This is a genomic window from Ruminococcus flavefaciens MA2007, from assembly GCF_000621845.1.
Lineage (GTDB): Bacteria > Bacillota > Clostridia > Oscillospirales > Ruminococcaceae > Ruminococcus > Ruminococcus flavefaciens_E.
Window position 1 is genome coordinate 62486 of record NZ_JHXF01000007.1, and the last position, 18913, is coordinate 81398.

Consider the following 18913-nt stretch of genomic DNA (forward strand, 5'->3'; position numbering starts at 1 on the left):
ATAGGGCTCGCTCTGTATTATTACAGGGCTTTTTTTATTTTAGGCGAGCCCTATATGAGAAAAAATCAGCTAAAAAAGTCTTTGGAAAGGGGTATGGGGGAAAGCCTTTCTTCAGAAAGGTTTCCCCCCATAATTAACTATAAGCTTCTATATGAGTATTGCGGTTAAACTGCTCCTGTTTTATTTTATACTTGACAAAACAGAAATTTCGTGTATAATATAATTAAACATGTTTAATTAGAAAGGACAGAACCATGAAACGGGATATAGAACGAACAAAAAAGCAGCTTCTTGAAGCTGCCGAAAAGCTGATTACGGGCTGCGATGATCCTGCCGAGGTCACTTCAAGGGCTATCACCGAAGCCGCAGGAGTAAACCTTGCCATGATAAACTACTGCTTCGGTTCACGGGAAAAGCTCCTTTCGGCGGTGTTCTCACAGCTTATAAGCAAGGCTGCTGCCGCAGACAAACGTTTCGGAGCGGTCATGGCTTCGGAGCTTTCCCCAAAGGAAAAGCTGATAGAGCTCCATGTTTTTATGATGTCCCTCATGCTGAAAAATATGGGCATTGCAAAGGCTGTGACACGGTATATACTGCTGGAGCGCGACCTGCAAACAGGCATGGAAAGTCTGCCATTTGTAATAGCGCATTACGGCGGCAGAAAGTCCGAGGAGGAGTGCCGACTGCTCACATTTCAGCTCACCAGTCTGAATGAGCTTGCATTTCTCAAATACGGGGAGCTGAAAAAGAATGCAGGCATTGACCTTGCGGACAAGGAGCAGCTCCGCCGATTCGTCACCGATAATATTTCACGTTTTCTGATTTAAGGAGGATAATTATGAGCAAAAAGGCGCTTATCGTCGTTGATATGCAGAACGACTACCTGTGGGAGCAGCGAAAGCCAATGTTCAGCTATGATACTGCCGAACTTGTGAGCAATGTGAACAAGGCTATACACAGCTATAAGGACAAGGGCTGGGATATAATCTATATCTCCCAGATATTCCCGAATATCATCACAAACCGCTGGATAATCGGCTTTTCTATTGCAAATACAGAGGGTGCGAAGCTTTACGGCAGTCTCGATGTTGTATCAGACCTGTGCTTTGACAAGAACCTCCCCGACGCATTTACTGCTAAAAAATTCCGTGGATTCTTCAATTCTCAGGGCTATGACGAGGTCGTTGTATGCGGTCTTGACGAATGCGGCTGTGTGGGGGCTACCGCTCTGGGAGCTGTCAAGGCAGGGGTAAAGACTTCCCTGCTGAAAAGCTGTACAGGCTGCCGCTATAAGGCTGAAAAGCAGGCAAAACAGCACGAAAAGCTGACTAAAAACGGAATTGAATATATATAAAAAACGACCTCAGCAATGCTGAGGTCGTTTTTCACAGAAGCAGGCTCTGCGCAAGCAGATAACGGGAATCGAACCCGCCTCATCAGTTTGGGAAACTGAAGTAATGACCACTATACTATATCTGCAAATCTGTAATCAATATAACATTTTTTCCATGGATTGTCAAGGCGAAAAAAAGTCGGAGTTCCCCGAATTCACGGAAAACTCCGAACAAATTCACATTTCCTTTACTGCCGTTGCTATCTTCTCGCGGAAACGCACATCGTGCTCCACGAAAAGCATAGTGGGCTCATAGCTGAGAAGAAGCTCCTCAAGCTGTATACGTGAGAAAACGTCGATGTAGTTCAGCGGCTCGTCCCAGATATAGATATGAGCAGGAGTCAGCAGACTCGCCGCAAGGAGCACCTTCTTTTTCTGTCCCTCTGAGAACTCCTCTATTTTCTTGGCAAGCTGAGCCCGTTCAAGGTTGAGCTGGCGGAGTATAGTGCAGAACATACTGAGGTCAAGTCCGCGGCTATCGCAGTATTCCGATATACTGCCCCGAAGCCCCGATGTATCCTGATCCACGTAGGAAATGATAAGTCCCGAAGCTGTCTCGCATATGCCGTTTTCGACTATATCTGCTCCCCTTTCTGAATAGCCTGCTTTTTGAAGTATGCTGTGTATAAGCGTTGATTTTCCGCAGCCGTTTCCGCCGTGAAGAGCTATCCTCTCGCCGCGCTTCACCTCCAAATCCAGCCCCGTGAATACAGGCTCCTCGGCAGTTGAATATTTCACGCTGTAGTCCCTGATATTTATGAGAGTATTCTTGTGGTGGGCAAGCTGTGAGAGCTTCAGCTCGGCAGTGCGTTCAAGGTCGTTGAGAAGCCCCTCCTTTTCCTCTATTTCCCTGTCGATACGCTTTTCCATCTGCTTGACGCGGCTCTGCATTTTCTTGGTTTTAGCGCCGATAAACGCCCTTGTGCTTATACATCTGTCGTGCTCCTTTATCGGATCGAAGCCTATCTTGGTGCGCTCATTCTTATCAGCCCATTCCGACGTTCTTTTCGCCGCCTGTCGGAGCTTTTTTATCTCCTTTTTGTGCTTTTCGTTCTCGGCTATGGCGAACTGGTCGCGCTTCTGCTTGTTCTCCCACCAGCTGGTGAAATTGCCGCTCTGGACTTCAATGCTCCTGCGATTGAGCACAAGCACATGGTCGATGCAGGCGTCCAGCAGGTCACGGTCATGGGATACCAGTATGAAGCCCTTTTTCGAGGCAAGATATTCCTTGACAGTCTCCCTCGCTTCTGCGTCAAGATGATTGGTTGGCTCGTCGATGAGAAGGAAGTCGTTCTCCCCCGAAAAAAGCACCGCCAAAAGCACCTTAGTCCTCTCGCCGTGACTGAGAGTTTTGAACGGTCGGTACAGCAGGTCTGCATTCTCGCGCAACTGTGACAGCTCGCAGATGACGCGCCATTCCTCGCAGTCGGGCTTTATATCGCATATGAACTCAGAAGCCGTAAGCTCTGCCTGCTCTGCGGTTATCACATATGGGAAATACTCAAATCTCACGGAGCTGTCAATGCTGCCGCGGTAGCTGTACTTCCCGAGAAGCAGATTCAGGAACGTGGTCTTGCCCTTGCCGTTGCGCCCTATGAAGCCAAGCTTCCAGTTGGTATCTATTGAGAAGGAAACGTCCTCGAAGATATTATCGAAGCTCCCCTCGTAGTAAAATGTCAGTCCGTTTACGTTTATCTGTGACATATTCATCTCTCCTTCCGAAACAAAAAATGGAACCCTTTGCTGCCAAAAAGTTCCATTACGTACCTATAACCTCAGAAAAAGAGCATAACTGCACAGTTATCCCCCACTGCAATATTCAAAAACGCACAAAAAAGAGGTTATGAGAACATAATCCACTTTTGGCAACATGATAAGACAGTACGCCTGTTTGCACACTGTCAGCTTTGATATTCATGTACTCAAAAGTGAATTATCTTTTCATTCTCACACCTCTTTCAGTCCAATTTACGTTATTATAACACAGGGCTTCAAAAAAGTCAAGGGAAATAAAAAATGCACTTTGCGTATCAGAAAAAAAGTTCACAGAATGTTTACAATTCAAGCCGCACATTTTGCCCCTCTCAAACGTTAAGCTATATGAAAACGCACATCTGTGCTTTTGTTTAGTTATGTTATTTTAAAGGAGGTTTTATTATGAAATTCAGAAAGCTTATCGCAGCTTCAGCTGCACTATGTCTCGCAGCACCTGCTGCATCAAATGCTATGACCGCATGGGCTACAAAGCCTATCGACGAAGTAATCGCAGGCGACGTAAATGTTGACTATACATTCAATCTTGCTGATATAGTTCTTTTCCAGCGCTATCTCCGCGGCGACGACTGCGAGGTGCTCTTCCCTGCTTATAAAGAACCCGGTCCCGGCGGAGATGTCAACGAGGACGGAAACATGGACATCTTCGACCTTATCGGCATGAGAAAGCTCATTGTCAAGGATATTACGGGAGCTCCCGAGCCTGACGTTGAAACAACAGCAAGGAATCTCTGCGAGGGTATCAAGAAGTCACCCAATACAAGCGGTATCTATATGGCCGATTATCAGGGCTACAAGGAGTTTATCGACAGCCAGACAAATTTCACTATTGATATGCTCAAAAAGACCTACAGCGAGAAAAAGGGTGCAAACGACCTTATCTCTCCATATTCTATCGTACAAGCTCTCGGCATGACAGCAAACGGAGCCGACGGCGATACTCTTAAAGAAATGGAAAACGTACTTGGCGGCGGCATGGATATAGCAAGCCTTAACCGCTATCTCAAAGGTCAGCGCGAAATGACAGTGAACGAGAGCAACTGGGCTAAGTGGTCGTTCAGCACGGCTAACTCAATATGGGCAAGAAACGACACGAGCCGCATACAGCCCCGTCCCGAATTTATCCAGAACTGCGTTGATTACTATGATTCCGAGTTCTATATTGCTCCATTCGACGATACAACTCTTAACGACGTAAACAACTGGGTAAATGTCAAGACAAACAAGATGATACCAAAGATCCTCAACAGGATCAATCCAGATGACGTTATGTACCTCGTCAATGCAGTTGCTTTCGAGGCTGAATGGATGGATCCCTATGAAAAATACATGATAAAGGACGGCAAGTTCACATCTGCCGACGGCAAGGAACAGGACGCTAAGATGCTTTGCAGCTCTGAGATATACACCTCAGACGAGAACACCGAGGGCATGATAAAGTTCTACTCGGGCAGAAGATACGGCTTTGCAGCTCTCCTCCCCAGCGAGGATACCGACATTGACACATATATCGAGAACATGACTGCCGAAAAGCTCCACAACCTCATTTCGGGATACCGCACCACAAACTACGAAATGGCAAACATGAAGCTGCCTAAGTTCAAGTATGAGTACGAAAACGAGCTCAGCGAGGAGCTTTGCGCAATGGGTATGCCCACTGCATTCTCTGACGATGCCGACTTCTCAAGAATGTCTGCTATAAATGACCAGAACCCACTCTCTATAGGCTATGTTATACACAAGACATTCATAGACCTTGACGAGAACGGCACCAAGGCAGCAGCTGCAACTTTAGTTGCCGTGAAGAATACCGGTATGCCGCAGGAGCCCGAAAAGGAAGTAGTTTTCGACAGACCTTTCGTATACTGCATCTTCGATACAGATAACTATCTGCCTGTATTCATAGGTGTTTTAAATTCACTTGAATAAGCCTTTTTTAAGATTGTTTTAAGTAAAGCCTGTTATAGTAAACACATACAAGCCGCATCTGCACATCAGCGGCAAGCATAAATCCAAATTCTGCAAGAGCCTCTTATCAAGTCCCACTCGGAAAATCGGGATACGCGGCAAGGTCATTAAGGGTTTGTTGACCTGCTCCGCCAAAGAGGCTCAGCGCGGGGACAGATCGGAAACCGTATCTCAATGATACGGTTTTCCTGTATATAGACGAAGTTTTTGCACGGTTTCTACAAAAAATGGCGTGTATATGCTCCATTTTAGCCATTTAAGCCGAATTATCCCCTGCTGATGTTGCTTTATTACTTATTATATGATATAATGTATTTCATAAGTGCGCGAAGGGGGTGGACTCATGTCAATAAGTATTGACGAGCAGTACGATAAGGTATACCGCTACTGCCTTCTAAGAGTCCGCCATAAAGAGACCGCCGAGGATATAACTCAGGAGACCTTCCTTCGCTACCTCGAACACCCACACTATAACAGCGTCGATAAGACCTTGCAGCTTCTCTATACTATCGCAGGCAACCTCTGCAATGACGAGTTCCGAAAGACCAAGACTGCGGAGCTCCCCGAGGACAAAGCCGACGGTGGGGATATAGAGGACAGCGTTCTGTCGGGCTTTGAGCTGAAACAGGCTCTTGCAAAGCTCTCCGATGAGGACAGGGAGATAATCATGCTCCGATACATAAACGGAGTTCCTCTGAACGTTATCGCGAAGCTGCATAATATGTCGCGTTTTGCACTCAACCGCAGGATAAACAGTATCCTCGGCAGACTGCATGAGTATCTGGGAAAGGAGGAGCTTATATGACAGATAAAGAGAAAAAAGCCCTCAGAGAAGCCTTTGACTTCCCCGAGCCAGACAGAAAGGAAGAGTTCCTTGCGGAATTTGCAAGGCTCTCCGTGAATAATAATAAAAAGCGTCTGTCCCCTGTGGTCATGCGCTTTGCCGCAGCAGCCGCAATGATAGCCATAATAGTCGGAGTTTTCGCCTTTATGCCAAAGGATACGGTGGATTTCGGACACGACAAGGACGAGATAATAACTGTCACCGAAACTACATCTGTACCCACAAGCTCGGCTGTAACAGCTGCAACGACTGCCGTTACGACTGCAAAGGCAGTAAGGACTGATAAGACCACTTCGGCTAAGACAACAAGCACTGCTGTTACAACAGCAAAGCAGGCAGCTACTGCCAAGACTGTGACTGCGCAGAGGGCTGAAGCTTCACAAAGGACCACAGCTGTAAGAACTACCGCTGTTCATACGACTGTACGCACCACATCGGCTGCGGAAAAGACCGAAGCCACACAGAAGCCTGTCACTACCACAACTGCTTCCAAGTCCGAGGACATAGTTCCCCCCTACGGCGGCAACAATGACTCAGGACGGGATATGACGGTTTCTGTTGATATGACATATCCCCTCCGTGACAAAACTCTCACCGAGGACCAGATATACCCCAAGGATTCGGGCTTTGAAAATCAGGGACCTATCAGCAGCAAGCCTGTGGACACAAGTGCTTTGCTGGAAAGTATGTATAATGATTCCAGCGCCGTAGTACTTGCAAATACGGACGAAATGTTGTATACTTCTATTGGTGGCTTTGCCGTTACCGCAGAGAATCTGTCCATAGTGAGCTCCTATAAGGGAGACCTCAGAGAAAACGACAGGATAACGGTGTTCTTCAGCGGCGGTTATGTGCCTGCGGAGAAATATCTCGAAAACCACAGCGACGTATTTATACCCGCTCCTGAGGAATACTCCGTCTATGAAAAGGGCTCGAGCAGATTCCCTCAGAAAAAGGGAGAACAGTACATCTTTTTCATCAAAAATGATGAAAGCATAAAAAACGGCGCTTATTCCCCTGTAAGAAGCGGAAATACCGCTGTTTTCAGAAAAATACAGGATAATTACGTCTCTGTTGACGACGGCACCCTGTACTTCACCGAAGCCCAGCTTGAAGAGCTGAAATAAATGCCTATATTTCGCGTTATTTTTTACGTTCTATAATTTTCCAAAAAAAATCGTGCCATTTTTGTCACAATTCCTTTCGTCGGCACGTTATGTTATTATAGAACGATTTATATGAAAGGAAGATTTTCTTATGAAGCATCAGAAGATGATGAGCTTACTGCTTGCAGCTGCCATATCTGCATCGGCAGTTATGCCCGCTTCGACCTACGCTATCTCAAAAGGCGACATCAACAATGACAGCGTTATCAGCGCAGACGACCTCACTCTGCTCCAGAATTACATACTCGGGAAGGCTGAGCTTGACAAATCACAGTCGGAGGCTGCTGACATAAACGGTGACGGAGCTGTAAACTCCTATGACATTTCTTCACTGAGAAAGCTCATTCTCACCAGCCCCAGAAGCTTAAAGTTCAAGGCTGTCACAGACCGTGTACAGAGCGGATTCACAGACGCACTGAAAAAGCTTGACATACAGGCAGGCGGCACTGTGGTGAAGTCCACTGACGAGCTGAAAAAGGCTCTTTCCCCTTACTTCTCCGAAGCAGTGGTAAAGGGCTACACAGATAAATACAATGCAAGCTTCTTCAAGGATTCAGTGCTCATGGTAAAGCCTGTTTACTTCGATCCTGACAAGTATCAGATAAAGCCTCAGGTCGTCAAGGCTCCCTGCGGATGCAGCTCAACATACGCAGGTACATATGTCCCCTCGGCGGCTGTAACAGAGTACATGAATATCAGAAAAGAACATGACTATAATTCCGAGTCTCTGGGCAAGATACTTCCGGGACAGAAGTTCACCATAACCTACAGCGACGGAAATTACGGTCATGTCAATATAAACGGCGTATCAGGCTATGTAAATATGGCATACGTCACCAAGATAGCCGAGCCTGCTGCTAAATATACAGCTATTCCCGATGTCAAGATAAATTCGGTAAACTACAAGGACGGCAAGGTCACTGTTGACGCCGCTCAGTTCCACTCGTCAGCTCCTATAGACTTTGCGGCTGCTGTTATCGTTCAGGCTGTAGTGGCAAGAAAGGATTACTACGCTTCACAGACCAACTGGACAGTATCCACAACTGCTCCGCCGCCTACAACAACGACAACTACCACCACCTGTCCTTATCCGCTGGCAAAGGAACGCCTCGATAAGATAGGCTGGGATCTGAAAAAAGCGTTCAACGACGCCGCTTCAACTCCGTACTACGGTCCTGCCGACTTCCCCAAGGACGACAAGACAACAATGCAGTGGTATGCGGACTACGGCTTCAAGAACGGCAAGGGCAACTGCTACGTTATGGCGGCTATGTTCTGCGAAATGGCAAAGCTTCTCGGCTATGACGCACATCAGATATCGGGACGCGTTCCGCTTAAAGCAGGCGGTTACGGACCTCACTCATGGGTAGAGGTAACATTCGAGGGCACAACTTATGTTTGTGATCCTGACTTTACAGAAGAAACAAAGAGAAACGGTTATATGATAACATATGGTCAGTCAGGTACATGGGTGTACCAGAAAGACTCAGTAATGAGCTGACCAAGGGAGGATAAATCATGAAGAAAATTATTGGTACAATAGCATTCATCGCAGCTCTCATGCTTGCAGGCTGCGGCAAGGTAACTACTGCGGCTGATCCGCAGCAGACAACAACTGCTCCTGCTACAAAGGCAGTTGCTACAGAGCCTACAACATCTGAGGATCAGATGAAGATAATCGGCGACAAGGCTACAGGCGATTCCGTATACATCATCACTCTTGACAACAAGACAGGCAAGGATATCAAGAGCTTCACCATCAAGGCTGACACCGAAAAGGAATATCCTGCAAGCATGATAGAGCCTAAGGACATCTTCGCTAAGAACGAAAGACGCAGACTCTACTACGTTCCCGTTAAGACAAGCGACGTTACCTACGGCGACACTGACGAGATAGCTACACAGGAGTACACTGTAAAGATAACTTTCTCAGACGACAAGGAAGCTGAGCTTCATCAGTTCCCGTTCGGCGACATTGAGCTGGGCGAGATACTCATGGACAAGGACGTTGCTTACATCGAGTACATCTCAAAGCTCTCCGACAAGAAGGTAAGCACCAAGGAAGCTGAAAAGATGATAGCTGAAACTGCTAAGCCCGAGGAACCAACAGAGGCTGCTTCCGAGATAGAGCAGTCCTACTACGAGGAGCCTGTTTATACTCAGCCTGCATATCAGGAGCCTGTTTACACAGAGCCTGCAACTCAGTATATCGAGCCTACAACAGTTTATATAGCTCCTACAGAGGCTCCGACACAGGCAACTGCTAATGACGGAAACGGCGGCTGTCTCAGCGGCGGCGGACTCTTCAATGAATAATCGCATACTTTATCTGAGCCGTCTGAAAGCTCTTGCCTGCATTGCTGTTGTGATCCTACACGGATTCTATGCAGCCAATGCCTTTGCGGCAACTACAGGCGCTCAGAGCGCTATGCTCTCCATAAGAAACGCTATGATGTGGGCTGTGCCCTGCTTCGTAATGGCTTCGGGAGCACTTCTCCTTGACAGGAACAGGATACTGTCAAACAAGAAGCTTTTCGGGAAATATATCCCGCGTATGGCAATAGCTCTTGTGGTGTTTTCACTGCTTTTCTCGGTATTCGACGCAGCGCTTATTAAGCATTCGTCCTTCGGCGAGACCGTTAAGGACATATTCAGCGATATTTTCATCGGCACGGGCTGGGCGCATATGTGGTATATCTACCTTATGCTGGCAATATATCTCCTGCTCCCGTTCTATAAGATGATAAGCTCCAATGCAAAGCCGAACGAGCTGAAATATCTGCTGCTGGTATACTGCTTATTCATGTCGGTCATACCGTTTATCGGAACGCTCTCGGGAAAGTCCCTTCCCTTCTATATATGCGTGTACACGATATACCCGTTCTATCTGTTCCTCGGTCATGTGCTCCACATCGGAGTAATAAAGCTGCCGAAGAACGCCTGCGGACTGATGTTCCTCATATGTATAGGAATAACCGCAATGCTTACGGCTTACAGCCGCGGCGCAGCTGAGACCGCTCCTGTGGCAAGTGCAAGGATAACCGCTTTTCTGGAGGGCTACTCGTTCCCGATATATATTGCGGCTTCAATAGGAGCATTCGGATACTTCCGCAGAACAAAGAACAAGCCATTCCCCGTTCTCGACACTATCGCCGCAGAGCTTGATAACTGCTCATTCGGCATATACCTGATACACATGGCGGTGCTGAAATACATCTTTGCCGTTATGAAGTTCAACCCATTCGAGCACGGCGGCACTATAGCAGTCATCGGCATATGCATAGTAACTCTTATCATTTCCTATGTCATAACAAGAGTGCTGAAATTCGTTCCATACGTGAACAAGATCATATGAACACAAGCTCCCTTCGGGGAGCTTTTTTGTGTCACCGCGACCATGCTCCGCATATAATAAGTCGGAAGGAGTGGTCTTATGGAAAAAGCCGAAATCATTGCGATAGTTGTGGTCACAGTTATTGCCGCCGCAGAGCTTTTCTGCCTGTTTATCTGCTCGAAGCTGCAAAACAAAAGCTATCCCCTTTGTGTTGCTTTGCCTGTAAATTCGCAGGATAAGGAGCTCCCACAGCGTCTGGAATACATAGCCTCTCTTATCGAGGAGGGCAGCACTTTTATCGGAACGGTGCTTCTCATAGATATTGACGGAACAGACGAGCAGATACAGCTTTGCAGGGATTTCTGCACTCACTATCATGCTATGGAGCTTACAACCGCCGCAGAACTCGAAAACAAACTGAGAATGAGCTTGTAAACTCAGCAAGCACTAAGAACAAAAAAAGCGGACTGCCAAAGGCAGCCCCTACAACCTAATCACTAATCACTAATCACTAATTACTAATCACTACTTGCATTATATCCTATAATATGTTATAATATAAGATGTATTTTTATGTGCAGAGGTGAAAACGGTGGAGCACGAGGTCCTTCACATCGAGGGCACTGTGGAAAATGTCCTTTATAAAAATGAGAATAACGGCTATATCGTGCTTGACCTTGACGCAGGCGGCGAGCTCATCACTGTTGTGGGAGAGCTGGGCGATATCGAGGAGGGCGAGGGACTTATCCTTGAGGGAAGCTATATCACTCACCCACGCTTCGGAACTCAGTTCAGCGCAGTGTACTGCGAGAGAAAGCTCCCCGAAACAGTCATCAACATCGAGAAATACCTCGCTTCGGGAGCTGTCAAGGGCATAGGTCCGGGACTTGCAAAGAAGATAGTCGAGGTATTCGGTGACCGCACTCTCGATATCATGGAGAACGCTCCATTCCGTCTTTCCGAAATAAAGGGCATATCTCCAAAAAAGTGCGACGAGATAGCCGCAGAGGCTCAAAAGCTTTTCTGCCTGCGGAATCTCATGTCTTTCCTGTCGCAGTACGAGGTAAAGTCACGCTTTGCCATGAACACCTACAGGAAGTACGGCTCGGACGCCATGACGCTGCTGAAGCTGAATCCATATCTCCTTTGCAGTGAGGATATAGACCTTGAATTTGCAAAGGCTGATACTATCGCTCACGATATGCACATAGCCCGTAATGACAGCAAGCGCATACTGGCAGGAGTACAGTATATTCTCCGCGCCAACGGAGGCATAGGTCACACCTGCCTGCCACTGGAGGTCCTTGCAAAAAAGGCTCAGGACACTCTCGGCGTATCGGAGAGCGACTTCTACGCCGCATACAACGCCGCTCTTGATGACAATGACCTCTTTGAATACGTCAAGAACGAAATAGAGTTCGTGTATCTCCCCGATTACTTCTACGCGGAAAGCTTCATTGCGGACAGGATACATATTCTGAAAGACTTCTCCTCTCCCGAGGACTTCAACTATGATACCCTCATTGACATCGAAGAAGAGGAGCATAACATAAAATACGAAAAGCTCCAGCGGCAGGCTATAACTACCGCTGTTTCACGGGGACTTATGGTGCTGACGGGAGGTCCCGGCACAGGTAAGACCACTACCCTCAACGCTATAATCTCCATATTTGAAAAACGGGGCATGAAGGTGCTTCTTGCCGCTCCCACAGGACGAGCCGCAAAGCGTATGTCGGACTTAGCAGGCTGTGAAGCCAAGACCATACACCGTCTCCTTGAAGTGGTCTATGATTCGGGAGACAGGCTGACCTTTGCCCATAACGAGAACAATCCCCTTGACTGCGACGTACTTGTCATTGACGAGATGTCAATGGTGGACGTGGTACTCTTTGAGAAGCTCCTGCGTGCTGTGCGGCTGGGGTGCAGGCTCATAATGGTGGGCGACAGTGACCAGCTCCCCTCAGTAGGCGCAGGGAATCTCCTCGGAGATATCATCGACAGCGGTATAGTTCCCGTTACTGAGCTGAAAGAGATATTCCGTCAGGCTCAGCAGAGCTGTATCGTCACAAACGCTCACAAGATAGTTGCAGGAGAATATCCCGACCTTGAACGCAAGGACAGCGACTTCTTTTTCTTCAAGAGAAGCGACTATCAGATGGCATTGCAGCTCATTGTTGACCTTGTAAAGACAAGACTGCCGAAAGCCTATAACTACTCCCCCACCGAGGATATACAGGTGCTCACTCCCTCAAGAAAGGGCGTTACGGGCACTGTGGAGCTGAACAAGCTCCTGCAAGACCAGCTCAATCCCCCTGCAAAGAACAAACAGGAGAAAAAGGGCTATGTCTACACCTACCGCGAGGGCGACAAGGTCATGCAGACGAGAAACAACTACGACATCACATGGTCTAAGGACGGCGAACAGGGCGCAGGCATTTTCAACGGCGATATCGGACGCATAATCAGTATCGACAACAGAAGCTCCCTTGCAGTCATTGACTTCGACGGCAGAAAGGCTACATATACCTTTGACCTGCTGTCTCAGGTAGACCTTGCATATGCAGTCACAGTACACAAGAGTCAGGGCTGCGAATTTGAAGCTGTTATACTCCCAATTATGGGCGGCTTCGACAAGCTGTGCTACAGGAATCTCCTGTATACAGCTGTTACAAGAGCAAAAAAGCTCCTCATAATCATAGGAACTGAGGAGAATATATATAAAATGGTAGACAACAACAAGCGCACGCGGAGATACACCTGCCTGCGCCATATGCTCGCAGGGACAAAGAAAAGCAGCTCCCCCTTTGAGCAGTAGGAAAGGAAGATAAAAATGGCAAACACTGATATCGGTATCGACCTCGGTACCTCAAATATCGTAATGACTATGGGAAACAAAGGCGTTGTGCTCAGCGAGCCCTCGGTCATCGCTTACAATACAAGAACAGAGAGAGTTCTTGCAGTGGGCAAGGAAGCCTATGAGATGATAGGCAGGAATCCCGACTATATCGCAGTAAGACGTCCTATCAGCGAGGGTGTTATCTCCGACGACGACCTCACTCACAGCATGATACGCGAGTTCATACTCAAGGTCACAGGCAAACAGCTCATGAAGCCCCGTATCGTAATCTGCATACCCTCTTTCATCACTGATATCGAGAGCCGTGCAGTTGTAGAAGCTGCCAAGAGCGCAGGCTCAAGGCAGGTATACCTCATTCAGGAGCCTATCGCCGCTATGATAGGCGCAGGCGTGAACATCACCAAGGCAAAGGGACACATGATAGTTGATATCGGCGGAGGTACTACAGACGTCGCTATCGTTTCCATGAACGGCGTAGTGCGCTCCCATACGGTCAAGATAGCAGGCAACGCTATTGACCGCTCTATCATCAAGTATATGCAGAACAAGTACAAGCTCCTTATCGGCGAAAGGACTGCCGAAAAGGTCAAGATAGAGCTTTGCAACCTCTATGATCCGAGCGACGAGATGACCTACATAGTCAAGGGCAGAAGCCTGCTGAAAGGTCTGCCTGCGCAGGTACTTCTCAGCGAAACAGAGCTCTTTGAAGCTATCGAGGACGACACATTCGCTATCATGGAGGCTATCCGCAAGGTGCTTGAAGAAGCTCCCCCCGAGCTTGTAGGAGATATCTACGATAACGGTCTCCTGCTCACAGGCGGCGGCGCTCTCCTCGGCGGACTTACACAGCTCATCAAGCGTACTCTCGGCATAAACTGCAATATTGCCAAGGACTCAATAAACTGCGTTGCAAAGGGCACAGGCATGGCATTCGGCAGAATGACTACGCTATTAGATGGCTTTGAAGCGGCTACGGTATACAAGTATCGCTGATAAAGTTATCAGTTGTTAGTGATTAGAAAAAGGGCGGATAATTCCGCCCTTTCTTATTATTCCCTCATTCCTTCCGATACAAAAGCAAATGGGCGCATACTGTGCGCCCAAACTAAAACGGGACGCCGAAGACGGCGTCCCCTACAATATATCACTAAGAACTCAGAGCGCAGCGACCTTCTCGGCTGCTTCTGTGAGCCATTCGCCCTCAAAGAGCTCTATTGTTCCCTGATCGCAGAGCTTTGCAAGCTGTGGATCGATAGGGAGCTTTGCAAGTACGGGGATATCGTACTGTGCAGCTATCTCCTCGATGTGGCTCTCACCGTAGATGCTGTGGCGCTTGCCGCAGTCGGGACATTCAAAATAGCTCATATTCTCGATGATTCCGAGGATAGGGATATTCATCAGCTTAGCCATTTTTACAGCCTTTTCAACTATCATTGAAACAAGCTCCTGCGGTGAAGTTACGATAACGATACCGTCAACAGGGAGAGACTGGAAAACAGTCAGCGGAACGTCGCCTGTTCCGGGAGGCATATCAACTACGAGACAGTCTATATCCTTCCAGATAACGTCTGTCCAGAACTGCTTTACTACTCCTGCGATAACAGGACCTCTCCATACTACAGGATCGGACTCGTTTTCGAGAAGAAGATTTATTGACATGATGTCAAGTCCCATTTTGGACTTTGCAGGGATAATGCCGAATTCGCAGGCGTCAGCCTTCTGATGGATACCAAAAGCCTTTGGTATAGACGGACCTGTGATATCAGCGTCCATGATTCCCACATTCTTGCCAAGACGCTGCATTGAAACTGCAAGCAATGAAGATACGAGAGTCTTACCAACGCCGCCCTTACCGCTGACAACGCCGATGACCTTTCCGATATTGCTCATGGCATTGGGCTTTTCCAGTAAGCTCTGCGGCTCCTGTCTGCTGCTGCAATCGCTTCCGCAGCTTGAGCAGTCGTGTGTACATTCGCTCATTAAAAAACACTCCTTATGATGTAATACATTTATTATACCACATTATTCAGAAAATAGCAATAGCATATTGACAAATCTCTAACACAGTGATATAATATCAGTTGAGAGTTAAGAGTTGAGAATTGAGAGTTAATGTGTCTGCTTCGCAGACTTATTAAAATAACATCGCCGTAAGGCGATACAATAACTCTCCACTCTAAACTGTCAACTCTCAACTTTTAAGAGTATCTTCGGGGCAGGGTGTGATTCCCTACCGGCAGGCGGAGTGCCTCCGCTCCCAGCATACGCTGACGAAGAATAACTGAATATCCACTTTTTATCTTCGGGGCAGGGTGTAATTCCCTACCGGCAGTATAGCCTGCGAGCCTTATGGGTTGATTCGGTGTGATTCCGAAGCCGACGGTAAAGTCCGGATGAAAGAAGATAAACCGCACACAAAGTGCAGTATACGACTTCGCGCCCCGATATACGGGGCTTTTTCTATTTTTTCACACGGAGGGATAATATGAAGAATACTTTCCGGAATATCTTTCTGACAGTAGGTCTTGGAACCCTTATATTCACTCCAATGCTCATTATCGACAACGGCTTGGACGACACCATGAGGTCTGTAGTTATCTGGCTTATCGCTTCACTGCTCTACGGACTTTCATTCGCCATACTCAACTGGAAAAGCATATTACGCATACCGCTCCATTGTCTTACCTGCTTTGCCGTAACATTTCTTATAAGATGCGGATATTCCTATTTTTCCAACGGCGAGATACATCTGAAAAAGCTTTTCATCGTAACTATCCCCATTTTTATCGTTGTTTATGCGGCACTGTTCTTTTTTATCAAATACTTCGGCAATATCCCCGACAGGGAAAAGAAACAGGACTAAACTCACTATCATACATAATAACACGGACTGCCAAAGACAGCCCATACACTTATTAATATAAACAGGAGATACTATGATTAACGAAGATTTTATGAGTGCGGCTCTCGAGCTTGCCAAAAAAGGAATGGGCTTCACATCACCTAATCCCATGGTGGGAGCTGTCATCGTCAAAAAAGGCGAGATAATCGCCGAGGGCTATCACAGGAAATACGGCGACCTCCACGCAGAGCGCTCCGCCTTTGCATACTGCGAAGAACACGGCATAAACTGCAAGGGTGCAGATATGTACGTCACACTGGAGCCCTGCTGTCATCACGGCAAACAGCCTCCCTGCACCGACGCAGTCATCGCTCACGGCATAAAGCGCGTATTCATAGGCTCTTCCGATCCTAATCCCCTTGTGGCAGGCAAGGGCGTGGAGATACTCCGCGAAAACGGCATAGAGGTCATCGAGGGCGTACTCAAAGAAGAATGCGACGCTCTCAACGAGATATTCTTCCATTACATCACTACGGGGCTCCCCTTTGTGACAATGAAGTACGCCATGACCTTAGACGGCAAGATAGCCTGCTATACAGGGCAGTCCAAGTGGATAACAGGAGAAGCCGCCCGTGCTCACGTTCAGCAGGAAAGGCTTCGTCACAGTGCCATAATGGTGGGCGTGGGAACTGTCCTTGCAGACGATCCTCTCCTCACCTGCCGCCTTGAAAACGGACGTGATCCCATAAGAATAATCTGCGACAGCTATCTTAGAACTCCCATTGACAGCAACATCGTAAAAACAGCAAATAAAGTCCCCACTATAATCGCTGCCATATCAGACGACAGAGAACGGGCTTCTCTCTATGAAGAAGCAGGCTGCCGCATTATCAAGACTGAACCCAAGGACGGTCATGTGGACTTAGCCGCATTGATGAAGCTTCTGGGCAAAGAGAGACTTGACAGCATACTCCTTGAGGGCGGCGGCGAGCTGAACTGGTCGGCGCTGAAAGCAGGAATAGTCAGCAAGGTTCAGGCATATATCGCGCCAAAGCTTTTCGGCGGAAACGGTAAGGCTCCCGTTATGGGAGAGGGCGTTCCCATTCCTGCGGAGGCGTTTATGCTGGAGCAGTGCAGTATCAGACATATAGGCGAGGATATCCTCATAGAAAGCAGGGTGAAGAATGTTCACGGGAATAATTGAAGAGGTGGGCACAGTGAGCCGCGTACAGCATTCGGGCAACGCCTCGTTCATTGAGATACAGGCAAAAAAAGTGCTGGAGGACGTTCACCTCGGCGACAGCATAGCCGTCAACGGCGTCTGCCTTACGGTAACTCATTTCGGCGGCGGAGTTTTCCGCGCAGATGTTATGAACGAGACTCTAAACCGCTCATCGCTGGGAAGTCTGACGAACGGCAGTCCTGTAAATCTTGAACGTGCAATGGCGGCAAACGGACGCTTCGGCGGACACATAGTATCGGGACATATAGACGGCACAGGGATCATTACCGACATACAAAACGACGGTATCGCTGTGTGGTATACAGTCAGCGCAGCTCCCGAGCTGCTGCGGTATATCGTGGAGAAAGGCTCAATTGCCATTGACGGCATAAGCCTTACAGTGGCAAAGGTGACGGATACATCTTTCAGCGTGTCAATTATCCCGCACACCGCCGCTCAGACCATTCTCAGCACGAAAAAGACGGGCGATACGGTAAATCTCGAAAATGATATTATAGCCAAATATGCAGAGAAGCTCATGAAGCCTGCGGAAACTCCGAAAACAGGCGGCATTACTATGGACTTCCTTGCGAAAAACGGATTTTAAAAGGAGAAAAGCTATGAAGATATTAAAAGCGATCCTTACTTCATCACTTATAGCGGCAGCTTTGTTCACAGGCTGCTCCGACAGCAAGAACAACAGCAAGATAAAAGTTGGCGACGTAACTATAGACCTCAACGATGTCGACAAAGAATACTCAAAGAACCTGAAGTTCCAGAAAAACTACACATTTGAAACTCCAAAGCCGATAAACGCCATGTCAGTTGAAGTTCCATCAGGAAATATCGAGGTCGAGCACTCAGGCGACGAAAAGTCAGGCTTGTGCCTCAGATACAGGATATACGCCGATACCGATGAAACTATCGACAACGTCAACGAGCATATGGGCTCTGTCTCTGAGGTAAAGGACAACGTTCTTGTGATAAAGCTGGTAGAGGAGAAGTCCGGCGAAGACATAAGCACATGGCTCGAAAAGAATGTCCCCGACTGCCGCGTGGAGTACGATGTCTATATCACTGTTCCCGAGTATGTCAACGATTACAGGACCAAGTGCGGGATCGGCAATATAACTTTCAAGGAAATGTCGGGAAGCTTTACAGCAGATGCGAGCGTCGGAAATATCACATTCTCTGATGACGAGATAACAGGTTCCTCTGTGATAAAGTGCAATACGGGCAATATCACCATGAACAGCGTTACCTACAAGGCTGATACTGATATTTTCGCTGAAACAGGCAATATCAAATTCTGTCTGCCCCTTAACGGCTCTGACGGAGCTGATATCAGCGTAAAGGGTGAAACAGCAAATATCGAAGTCACAGGCATAAAGAACTATGAGGTCAAGGACGAAAAGACAAAGGGAACGTCCCAGAGCCTCAGCATATCAGTTGAAAACTGCAATATCGACTTCGCTGTCGATACAGGCGAGATAAAAATAGATAAGGAGTAATCT

General features: G+C 47.6%; 17 protein-coding genes, 1 tRNA gene and 1 riboswitch. Of the genes, 15 read left to right on the top strand and 3 right to left on the bottom strand.

What is annotated here, in order from left to right; genetic code table 11:
• Positions 1-254 precede the first annotated feature (254 nt).
• Together T497_RS0103510 and T497_RS0103515 are read left to right on the top strand one after the other, a co-directional pair.
• Positions 255-827: a TetR/AcrR family transcriptional regulator gene (locus tag T497_RS0103510; protein ID WP_037324388.1), complete on the top strand. Its 573-nt coding sequence runs from the start codon at positions 255-257 to the stop codon at positions 825-827.
• 11 nt (positions 828-838) lie between these two features.
• The gene (locus tag T497_RS0103515; protein ID WP_196243008.1) at positions 839-1354 is read left to right on the top strand and encodes an isochorismatase family cysteine hydrolase; all 516 of its coding nucleotides are present in this window, start codon (positions 839-841) and stop codon (positions 1352-1354) included.
• Between the two features lie 53 nt (positions 1355-1407).
• Here the strand turns inward: T497_RS0103515 and T497_RS0103520 are convergent.
• Positions 1408-1479 (bottom strand) — tRNA-Gly (locus T497_RS0103520).
• 91 nt (positions 1480-1570) lie between these two features.
• On the bottom strand, positions 1571-3097 hold the full coding sequence (gene abc-f / locus T497_RS0103525; protein ID WP_028514421.1) for a ribosomal protection-like ABC-F family protein: 1527 nt from the start codon (positions 3095-3097) through the stop codon (positions 1571-1573).
• A gap of 453 nt (positions 3098-3550) precedes the next feature.
• Here abc-f and T497_RS0103530 point away from each other — a divergent pair, with 453 nt between their 5' ends.
• From T497_RS0103530 to T497_RS0103570, 9 genes are all read left to right on the top strand, one after another.
• Complete coding sequence (locus tag T497_RS0103530) at positions 3551-5095, top strand: serpin family protein (RefSeq protein WP_051530502.1); 1545 nt, start codon at positions 3551-3553, stop codon at positions 5093-5095.
• 382 nt (positions 5096-5477) lie between these two features.
• Positions 5478-5939: an RNA polymerase sigma factor gene (locus T497_RS0103535; protein WP_028514423.1), complete on the top strand. Its 462-nt coding sequence runs from the start codon at positions 5478-5480 to the stop codon at positions 5937-5939.
• Positions 5936-7105, top strand: coding sequence for a hypothetical protein (locus T497_RS0103540; RefSeq protein WP_028514424.1), 1170 nt, complete (start codon positions 5936-5938; stop codon positions 7103-7105). The genes T497_RS0103535 and T497_RS0103540 overlap by 4 nt, the downstream gene beginning before the upstream one ends.
• Before the next feature lie 130 nt (positions 7106-7235).
• Positions 7236-8645, top strand: a complete 1410-nt coding sequence (locus T497_RS17305) for a dockerin type I domain-containing protein (protein WP_051530503.1) — start codon at positions 7236-7238, stop codon at positions 8643-8645.
• A 17-nt stretch (positions 8646-8662) separates the two neighbouring features.
• Positions 8663-9460: a hypothetical protein gene (locus T497_RS0103550; RefSeq protein ID WP_028514425.1), complete on the top strand. Its 798-nt coding sequence runs from the start codon at positions 8663-8665 to the stop codon at positions 9458-9460.
• A complete protein-coding gene (locus T497_RS0103555; RefSeq protein WP_051530504.1) occupies positions 9453-10499 on the top strand; it encodes an acyltransferase in 1047 nt (348 codons plus the stop codon). Before T497_RS0103550 ends, T497_RS0103555 begins: the two co-directional genes overlap by 8 nt.
• Positions 10500-10577: 78 nt before the next feature.
• On the top strand, positions 10578-10913 hold the full coding sequence (locus tag T497_RS0103560) for a hypothetical protein (protein WP_028514427.1): 336 nt from the start codon (positions 10578-10580) through the stop codon (positions 10911-10913).
• A gap of 157 nt (positions 10914-11070) precedes the next feature.
• Complete coding sequence (recD2, locus tag T497_RS15690; protein WP_037324391.1) at positions 11071-13293, top strand: SF1B family DNA helicase RecD2; 2223 nt, start codon at positions 11071-11073, stop codon at positions 13291-13293.
• Positions 13294-13308: 15 nt separating this feature from the next.
• On the top strand, positions 13309-14328 hold the full coding sequence (locus T497_RS0103570; RefSeq protein ID WP_028514428.1) for a rod shape-determining protein: 1020 nt from the start codon (positions 13309-13311) through the stop codon (positions 14326-14328).
• 162 nt (positions 14329-14490) lie between these two features.
• Here T497_RS0103570 and T497_RS0103575 read toward each other — a convergent pair whose 3' ends face one another.
• Positions 14491-15315: an Mrp/NBP35 family ATP-binding protein gene (locus T497_RS0103575; protein ID WP_028514429.1), complete on the bottom strand. Its 825-nt coding sequence runs from the start codon at positions 15313-15315 to the stop codon at positions 14491-14493.
• 314 nt (positions 15316-15629) lie between these two features.
• Positions 15630-15744, top strand: a riboswitch (FMN riboswitch).
• 76 nt (positions 15745-15820) lie between these two features.
• Between T497_RS0103575 and T497_RS0103580 the strand changes: the two genes are divergently transcribed.
• From T497_RS0103580 to T497_RS0103595, 4 genes are all read left to right on the top strand, one after another.
• Entirely contained in the window at positions 15821-16198 is a 378-nt protein-coding gene (locus tag T497_RS0103580) for a hypothetical protein (protein WP_028514430.1), read from the top strand.
• Between the two features lie 73 nt (positions 16199-16271).
• Positions 16272-17381, top strand: a complete 1110-nt coding sequence (gene ribD / locus T497_RS0103585; RefSeq protein WP_028514431.1) for a bifunctional diaminohydroxyphosphoribosylaminopyrimidine deaminase/5-amino-6-(5-phosphoribosylamino)uracil reductase RibD — start codon at positions 16272-16274, stop codon at positions 17379-17381.
• On the top strand, positions 17362-18006 hold the full coding sequence (locus T497_RS0103590; RefSeq protein ID WP_028514432.1) for a riboflavin synthase: 645 nt from the start codon (positions 17362-17364) through the stop codon (positions 18004-18006). The genes ribD and T497_RS0103590 overlap by 20 nt, the downstream gene beginning before the upstream one ends.
• Positions 18007-18019: 13 nt before the next feature.
• Positions 18020-18910 (top strand): hypothetical protein, encoded by an 891-nt coding sequence (locus tag T497_RS0103595; protein WP_028514433.1) that lies wholly within the window; start codon positions 18020-18022, stop codon positions 18908-18910.
• Positions 18911-18913 lie beyond the last annotated feature (3 nt).